This is a genomic window from Streptomyces mayonensis (assembly GCF_018982965.1).
In the GTDB taxonomy this organism is placed as follows: domain Bacteria; phylum Actinomycetota; class Actinomycetes; order Streptomycetales; family Streptomycetaceae; genus Streptomyces; species Streptomyces mayonensis.
This window is the reverse complement of record NZ_JACBYP010000075.1, coordinates 34,440-42,448: the sequence shown is the minus strand read 5'-3', so window position 1 is coordinate 42,448 and position 8,009 is coordinate 34,440. Positions and strand designations below refer to the sequence as shown.

Annotated in this window: 6 protein-coding genes; 4 read left to right on the top strand and 2 right to left on the bottom strand. The window is 74.3% G+C overall.

Annotated features, from left to right (window positions below):
* Positions 1-163 precede the first annotated feature (163 nt).
* Entirely contained in the window at positions 164-814 is a 651-nt protein-coding gene (locus tag HZS56_RS25055) for an Rv1733c family protein (RefSeq protein WP_216723049.1), read from the top strand.
* A gap of 250 nt (positions 815-1,064) precedes the next feature.
* Here HZS56_RS25055 and HZS56_RS25050 read toward each other — a convergent pair whose 3' ends face one another.
* Both HZS56_RS25050 and HZS56_RS25045 read right to left on the bottom strand, forming a co-directional pair.
* Positions 1,065-1,853 carry a hypothetical protein gene (locus HZS56_RS25050; RefSeq protein WP_216723048.1) on the bottom strand — a complete coding sequence of 263 codons (789 nt, stop codon included), beginning with the start codon at positions 1,851-1,853 and terminating at the stop codon, positions 1,065-1,067.
* 154 nt (positions 1,854-2,007) lie between these two features.
* Positions 2,008-3,717, bottom strand: a complete 1,710-nt coding sequence (locus tag HZS56_RS25045) for a PucR family transcriptional regulator (protein WP_216723047.1) — start codon at positions 3,715-3,717, stop codon at positions 2,008-2,010.
* Between the two features lie 286 nt (positions 3,718-4,003).
* On the opposite strand from HZS56_RS25045, the gene HZS56_RS25040 reads away from it, so the two are divergent.
* The 3 genes from HZS56_RS25040 to HZS56_RS25030 are packed head-to-tail and all read left to right on the top strand — an operon-like array spanning position 4,004 to position 7,922.
* Positions 4,004-4,894, top strand: a complete 891-nt coding sequence (locus HZS56_RS25040; RefSeq protein WP_216723046.1) for an FAD binding domain-containing protein — start codon at positions 4,004-4,006, stop codon at positions 4,892-4,894.
* The gene (locus HZS56_RS25035) at positions 4,894-5,535 is read left to right on the top strand and encodes a (2Fe-2S)-binding protein (protein ID WP_216723045.1); all 642 of its coding nucleotides are present in this window, start codon (positions 4,894-4,896) and stop codon (positions 5,533-5,535) included. Before HZS56_RS25040 ends, HZS56_RS25035 begins: the two co-directional genes overlap by 1 nt.
* A 2-nt stretch (positions 5,536-5,537) precedes the next feature.
* Complete coding sequence (locus tag HZS56_RS25030) at positions 5,538-7,922, top strand: xanthine dehydrogenase family protein molybdopterin-binding subunit (protein WP_216723044.1); 2,385 nt, start codon at positions 5,538-5,540, stop codon at positions 7,920-7,922.
* The last annotated feature ends 87 nt before the right edge of the window (positions 7,923-8,009 follow it).

Genomic DNA, 8,009 nt, shown 5'->3' with positions numbered 1-8,009 from the left:
CGCGCCGCCCCGGCCCCCCCCCCCCCCCCCCCGCCGGCGCCGCCCGCCCCCCCCCCGCCCGGCGCCCCCCCCCGCCCCCCCCCCCCCCCCCCCCCCCCGCGGCGCCCCCCCCCCCCCCCCGGCGGGCCCCCGGCGGCTGCCCCGGACCCGTAGGAGGCACACCGTGGCCGGTGAGATCCCCCCGGCTCAGCCACCGCCCGCCGTACCCGAGCCCGAACCCGACCCGGGGCGGGACCCGTACCTCCTGCTGTGGCGGTGGCGGCGCAACCCGCTGCGGCGGCGCAGCGACCGGCTCCGCGCCTGGATCGCGCTCGGACTCGCGGTCGCGGTCCTGGTGGTCGCCCCGATCGCGATGTTCGCGATCGGCGACGGCGCCCACCGCCACTACCGCGACACCGCCGAGCACGAGCGGCGGACCCGCGACCACCGCCCCGCCGTCCTCGTCCACGACGCCCCCCGCCACCCCGAGCCGGGGTCCGACGAGTCGAAGAAGGTCCGCTACCCGGTCACGGTCCGCTTCACCGGCCCCGACGGAACCACCCGGACCGGCAGCGCCGAGGTCGAGCCCGGACTGTCCGCGGGCAGCACCGTCCGGGTCTGGGTCGACGCCGACGGCGCGATCACCGGGCCGCCGCTGGCCGCGGAGGAGATCCGCAGCCGCACGATGGGCTGGGCCGTCCTCGCCTTCCTCGGCGTGGTCCTGGCCGGCATCGCGGCCCACGCTGTCACGGGCCTGGTGCTCCACCGCCGCAACCTCGCCCAGTGGGACGAGGCGTGGGCGTCCACGGCCCCCCGCTGGAGCAGATCCCCGTGAGCGCCGCCACCCAGCGACGAGCCGGCCCCGAGAGGCCGGGGGCGGGCGGACTCGGCGGCGGCAGACCGGGCAGCGGGGGACTGGGCGGCGGCGGACCGGGTGACGGCGGACTGGGCGGCGGCAGACCCGGCGGCGACAGACCGGGCAGCGGCAGACCGTGCAGCGACGCGCCGGGTGCCCACGCGCCGGGCGCCCACGCATCGAGCACCCCCGCGCACCAGAAGCCACCTGCCGGGCGGTCCCGGGCCGCTCACGCCGTGGCCGCGCCCGTCGCCGGAGGCGTCAGCTGCCGTGCCAGCCACGTCGGTACTCCGCCCAGCAGCCGGAACAGCCGTCGTGCCTCCTCCCGCAGCCGGGACGCCTCCGGCTCGCTCTCCGCGTCGGCCAGCGAGGCCAGCGCCGGTGCCGTGCCGACGAGGTACCCCAGCTCCTCGCGGATCCGCAGCGACTCGGCGAAGCCGTGCCGTGCCTCGGTCAACTCGCCCTCACGCAGAGCCAGTCCGGCCAGATGCCGCCAGGTGAAGGACAACAGCAGCGGCTCGGTGTGGGCCGTGGCGCCGGCGTGCGCGCGCCGGTACGCCGCGCGGGCGGCCTGCGGCGACCGGGTGAGGTTCTCCGCGAGGAGCCCGCGCCGGAAGTCCAGCAGCGCCCGCCCCTGCGCGCCGGGCGCGATCAGTGCCGCCGCCCGCCCCAGCGCGGCCCGCGCCTCGTCGGCCCGGTCGCGCACCCCGTGCACCGTGGCGGCGTACGCGAGCTGCCCCCGTTCACAGGCGGCGGCCCCGCGCTCCTCGTCGGTGTGGGCCAGCGCCTCCGCGGTGCGCAGTGCCTCCTCGGCCTGGGCCCAGCCCTGTTCGGTGTAGAGGCACCGCTCCACCAGCAGTGCCGTCCGCTGCAACGCGGTGTCCGCGGTGACCGGCTCCAGCAGCGCCGCCGCGTCGGCCCAGCAGGCGCGCGAGCGCAGCCGCCACACCGCGGTCTGGAGCGGATCGTCACCCTCGGTCGTCCCCCAGCCAGAACCAGCCATGGCGGAATGCGCCACGTCGCCCTCCCCTTAGCACACCATTGAGCTCTTGAGTGGTGGGCGCATCTCAGCACGGATCCGGCGGCCCGGCCAAGAGGATGGGTGAAAGATTTCACAAAGTCGTGGACTTCGTGCCGCCGAGGTTTGGGAGCGTTCCGGTTCGTACCGGGTCTCAGCTCATCCGCAGCGCAAGGAAGAAGTCGAGCTTGTCCTCCAGCCGCGACAGGTCACGCCCCGTCAACTGCTCGATCCGCCCGACGCGGTAGCGCAACGTGTTGACGTGCAGGTGCAGCCGGTTCGCGCACCGCGTCCAGGAACCGTCGCTGTCGAGGAACGCCTCCAGCGTCGGGACCAGCTCGGCCCGGTGGCGCCGGTCGTAGTCCCGCAGCGGGTCGAGCAGCCGGGCGGTGAAGGCGCGGCGGACGTCGTCGGGCACGAAGGGCAGCAGGAGCACGTGCGAGGCCAGCTCCTGGTGGCCGGCCGCGCAGACCCGCCCGGGCCGTGCCGCGGCGACCCGGCGCGCGTGCCGGGCCTCCTCCAGCGCCCCGCGCAGCCCCTCGGCCGAGTGCACGGCCGCGCTGACGCCGAGGGTGACGCGCCCGTCGCCGTCGAGACCCGCCGACAGCGGTTCGCGCACGGACTCCAGCAGCGCCTCCGCGAGGACGCCGGCCTCGGAGCCGTCGTGCTCGCTGGAGACCGCGGGCAGCGGTACGAGGGCCACCGCCTCGTCGCCGGTGTGCGCGACGGCGATCCGGTCGGACTGCTCGGGGCCCGCGGCGTGCGGGTCGACGAGGATCTCCTCCAGCAGGGACTGCGCGACGCGGCCGGTCTCCTCGCCGCCGTCCGCCCACTCCACGCGGGCCACCACGACCTGCCAGTGCGGGGCCGCGCCGAGGCCCGGCAGCAGCACCGGTGCCGCCACCCGCAGCCGGGCCGCGATCTCGGCGGGCGCGGCGCCCGTCTGGACCAGTTCCAGCACCTCCTGGGCGAGCCGCCGCCGCACCGTGCGCGCCGCCTCCCGCCGGTCGCGCTCGACCGCGATCAGCTGCGTGACCCCGTACAGCAGGTCGAGGCGTTCCCCGGCCCAGTCCCCGGCGTCCGCCTCCACCACGAGGAGCCAGTCGGACAGCACGGTCTCGCGCACGTCCGGACCCGCCCCCGCACCCTGCGCGGCCCGTGCCCCCGCCGCACCCGCCGGGAGCTGCCCCCGGCCGCGCACCGGGAAGAGGCTGTACGCCGTGGAGTCCACGGTCACCCGGTGCGGGGCCCGCCGGCCCGCGCGGGTCGCCGCGAGGTGCTCCGCCGCCAGCCTCGCGCACACCTCGGCGGTGGGTGCGGGGCCCGAGTCCTTCGGCCCGGCGACCGGCCGCCCGGTGGGGGACAGCACCCAGGCCCGCAGGTCCAGGTCGGAGCCGAGCAGGTCCAGGACCACGTCGGGGCCGCCGCCCGCGGGTCCCGAGGTCATCATCCGGCGGTGCCGGTCCACGACGGCAGCGAGGTCACCGGCGCGTTCGCCGGAGACCTGGCGCACGACGTGCTCGGTGATGGTCGCGAAGGCCACCGACTCGTGCACCGCGAACAGCGGCAGCCGGTGGCGCAGGCACGCCGCCACCAGGTCCTCCGGCACCCTTCCCAGCTCCGCCTCACCCGCGGCCAGCGCCGTCACCCCGGCCTGCACGAGGAGGCGCACGAAAGGATCCGAGTCCGTCGCGTCCCGGCGCCAGGCCAGGCCCGTCAGCACCAGCTCGCCGCCCGAGAGGTAGCGGCTGGGGTCCCGCAGGTCGGTGGTCATCACGCCGCGGACCGTGCGGTCCAGCTCGTCCTCGCCGCCGAGCAGATCGAGGCCCAGCGCATCGGTGTCCAGCAGTGCGCGCAGCCGCATTCTCGTCGCCGCCGTTCTCTGTCTCGCAGTGTTCCAGGTCACGCGGCTGTGGCGCGCGGTTCCGGAGGAAAACGAAGAGGTTGTCGAAAACCTCCGTTCATACGAATCTACAAGATGACCTCGCTGGCCAGCCAACTCCTTCATGGTTTCTGCGACTGACTCCGGTGGAGCACAGGACGGTGTACTGAGCCCACTCCCCGTGAACACCACATGAACGAGCCGGGCCCGCCGCACACGGATTGGCTCAATCTGTACGCCCCCAAGTAGCCGAAGAAGAGAGCCGGTCATGGACTTCCTTCGCCCCGCCAGCTGGGAGGAGGCGCTCGCCGCCAAGGCCGAGCACCCCGCCGCTGTGCCGATCGCGGGCGGCACCGACGTGATGGTCGAGATCAACTTCGACCACCGCAGGCCCGAGTACCTCATGGACCTGGGCCGCATCGCCGACCTCACCGAGTGGGAGGTCGGCGCGGACTCGGTCCGGCTCGGCGCCTCCGTGCCCTACTCCCGGATCATGGAGCATTTGCGCACCGAACTGCCGGGTCTCGCCCTCGCCTCGCACACGGTCGCCTCACCGCAGATCCGCAACCGCGGCGGCGTCGGCGGCAACCTCGGCACCGCGTCCCCGGCAGGCGACGCGCACCCGGCGCTGCTCGCCGCCGGAGCCGAGGTGGAGGCCGAGTCGGTGCGCGGGACGCGCCGCATCCCGATCGACGCGTTCTACACGGGCGTGAAGCGCAACGCCCTGGAGCCCGACGAGCTGATCCGCGCCGTGCACGTCAGGAAGGCGGACGGCCCGCAGCAGTTCTCCAAGGTCGGCACCCGCAACGCCATGGTCATCGCCGTCTGCGCCTTCGGCCTCGCCCTGCATCCGGCGACCCGCACCGTCCGCACCGGCATCGGCTCGGCCGCGCCGACCCCGATCCGGGCGACGGCCGCCGAGGAGTTCCTGAACGCGGCGCTGGAGGAGGGCGGCTTCTGGGACAACGGGAAGACCGTCACCCCGTCGGCCGCCAAGCAGTTCGCCGACCTGTGCGCCGCCGCCTGCAACCCGATCGACGACGTCCGGGGCACCGCGGACTACCGCCGCCACGCGGTCGGCGTCATGGCCCGCCGGACGCTCACCTGGACCTGGGAGTCGTACCGCGGCACCCGCCGCGCCACGGAGGGAGCCGCGTAATGCGCGTCAACTTCACTGTCAACGGACGTCCGCAGGAGGCCGACGACGTGTGGGAGGGCGAGTCCCTGCTGTACGTGCTGCGCGAGCGGATGGGCCTGCCGGGTTCCAAGAACGCCTGCGAGCAGGGCGAGTGCGGATCCTGTACGGTCCGCCTGGACGGCGTGCCGGTCTGCTCCTGCCTGGTCGCCGCCGGACAGGCCGAGGGCCGCGAGGTCGTCACCGTCGAGGGCCTGGCCGAGTTCGCCGAGGACCGCGCCAAGGATCGCGCAAAGAACGGCGCCGAGGAGCGCGCCGAGGACCGTACCGAGGGCTGCTCCGGCACGGTGCGCGGCTCCGGCGGCGCGAGCGCCTCGCTCGACGCGGCCCAGCGGTGGCGGGCGCACGGCACCGACTCGCAGACCGGCGAGGGCCTCGAACTGGCCCCCATCCAGCAGGCGTTCATCGACGCGGGCGCCGTCCAGTGCGGCTTCTGCACGCCGGGCCTGCTCGTCGCCGCCGACGAGATGCTGGAGCGCAACCCCGACCCGACCGACGCGGACATCCGCGAGGCGCTGTCCGGCAACCTGTGCCGCTGCACGGGCTACGAGAAGATCATGGACGCGGTCCGCCTCGCGGCCGCCCGCCAGTCCGAGGGGGTCTGAGCATGGCTGCCAACGGCGCACCCACCACCATCACCCAGGGATCGCAGACCAGGGGCGGCATCGGCGAGTCCACGCTCCGCCCGGACGGCACCCTCAAGGTCACCGGCGAGTTCGCGTACTCCTCCGACATGTGGCACGAGGACATGCTGTGGGGCCAGATCCTGCGCTCCACCGTCGCGCACGCCGAGATCGTCTCCCTCGACACGAGCGAGGCCCTCGCCACGCCCGGCGTGTACGCCGTCATGACGTACGACGACCTGCCCACCGACGTACGCACCTACGGCCTGGAGATCCGGGACACGCCGGTCCTCGCCCACGGCAAGGTCCGCCACCACGGCGAACCGGTCGCCGTCGTCGCCGCCGACCACCCCGAGACCGCGCGCCGCGCCGCCGCCAAGATCAAGGTGGAGTACAAGGAACTGCCCGTCGTCACCGACGAGGCCTCCGCGACCGCACCCGACGCCGTCCTCGTCCACGAGAACCGCGACGACCACCACATCAGCCACGTCCCGCACCCCAACATCGTGCACCGCCAGCCCATCGTGCGCGGCGACGCCGGCGCGGCGGCCGCGCGGGCCGACGTGATCGTCAGGGGCGACTACTACTTCGGCATGCAGGACCAGGCCTTCCTCGGCCCCGAGTCCGGCCTCGCGGTGCCCGCCGAGGACGGCGGCGTGGACCTCTACATCGCCACCCAGTGGCTGCACTCCGACCTGAAGCAGATCGCCCCCGTGCTCGGCCTGCCCGAGGACAAGGTGCGCATGACCCTCTCCGGCGTCGGCGGCGCCTTCGGCGGGCGCGAGGACCTGTCGATGCAGATCCACGCGTGCCTGCTGGCGATGCGCACCGGAAAACCGGTGAAGATCGTCTACAACCGCTTCGAGTCCTTCTTCGGCCACGTCCACCGCCACCCGGCCCGCCTCTCCTACGAGCACGGCGCCACCCGCGACGGCAAGCTGACGCACATGAAGTGCCGCATCGTCCTCGACGGCGGGGCCTACGCCTCCGCCTCCCCGGCGGTCGTCGGCAACGCCTCCTCGCTCGCGGTGGGCCCGTACGCCGTCGACGACGTGGACATCGAGGCGCTCGCCCTCTACTCCAACAACCCGCCCTGCGGCGCCATGCGCGGCTTCGGCGCGGTCCAGGCCTGCTTCGCCTACGAGGCGCAGATGGACAAGGTCGCGAAGGAACTCGGCATGGACCCGGTGGAGTTCCGCCGGATCAACGCCATGGAGCAGGGCACCCTCCTGCCCACCGGCCAGCCCGTCGACTCCCCGGCGCCGGTCGCCGAACTCCTGCGCCGCGTCAAGGCGATGCCGATGCCGCCCGAGCGCCAGTGGGAGTCCAGCGAGGGCGCCGACGTACGGCAGCTGCCCGGCGGCCTGTCCAACACCACGCACGGCGAGGGCGTCGTCCGCGGGGTCGGCTACGCGGTCGGCATCAAGAACGTCGGCTTCTCCGAGGGCTTCGACGACTACTCCACCGCCAAGGTCCGCCTGGAGGCCGTCGGCGGAGTGCCGGTGGTCACCGTGCACACCGCGATGGCGGAGGTCGGCCAGGGCGGCGTCACCGTCCACGCGCAGATCGCCCGCACCGAACTGGGCGTCACCCAGGTCACCATCCAGCCCGCCGACACGCAGGTCGGCTCGGCCGGCTCCACCTCCGCCTCCCGCCAGACGTACGTCACCGGCGGCGCCGTCAAGAACGCCTGCGAGCTGGTGCGCGAGAAGGTCCTGGAGATCGGGCGCCGCAGGTTCGGCTCCCACCACCCGGCCTGGGCCACCGCCGAACTCCTCCTGGAAGGCGGCAAGGTCGTCACCGACGGCGGCGAGGTCCTCACCGACCTGGTGGACGTCCTGGAGGACGAGGCCGTCGAGGTCGAGGAGGAGTGGCGGCACCGGCCGACCGAGCCCTTCGACCTGCGCACCGGCCAGGGCAACGGCCACGTCCAGTACTCCTTCGCCGCGCACCGCGCCGTCGTCGAGGTCGACACCGAGCTGGGCCTGGTCAAGGTCGTCGAACTGGCCTGCGCGCAGGACGTCGGCAAGGCGCTGAACCCGCTGTCCGTCGTCGGCCAGATCCAGGGCGGCACCACCCAGGGCCTGGGCATCGCGATCATGGAGGAGATCGTCGTCGACCCGAAGACCGCGAAGGTCCAGAACCCGTCCTTCACGGACTACCTGCTCCCCACCATCCTCGACACGCCGACCATCCCGGTCGACGTGCTCGAACTCGCCGACGACCACGCGCCGTACGGGCTGCGCGGCATCGGCGAGGCCCCCACCCTGTCCTCGACCCCGGCGGTCCTCGCGGCCATCCGCAACGCGACGGGCCTCACCCTGGACCGCACCCCGGTCCGCCCGGAACACCTCACGGGCACGGCGTAACCCGCCGGGCTGCCGTTGCGGTCCGGGGTGCCGCCGTCGCCGGGCAACGGCCCACCCCACGGCCACCGACCCGGCGCCGGGCACTCT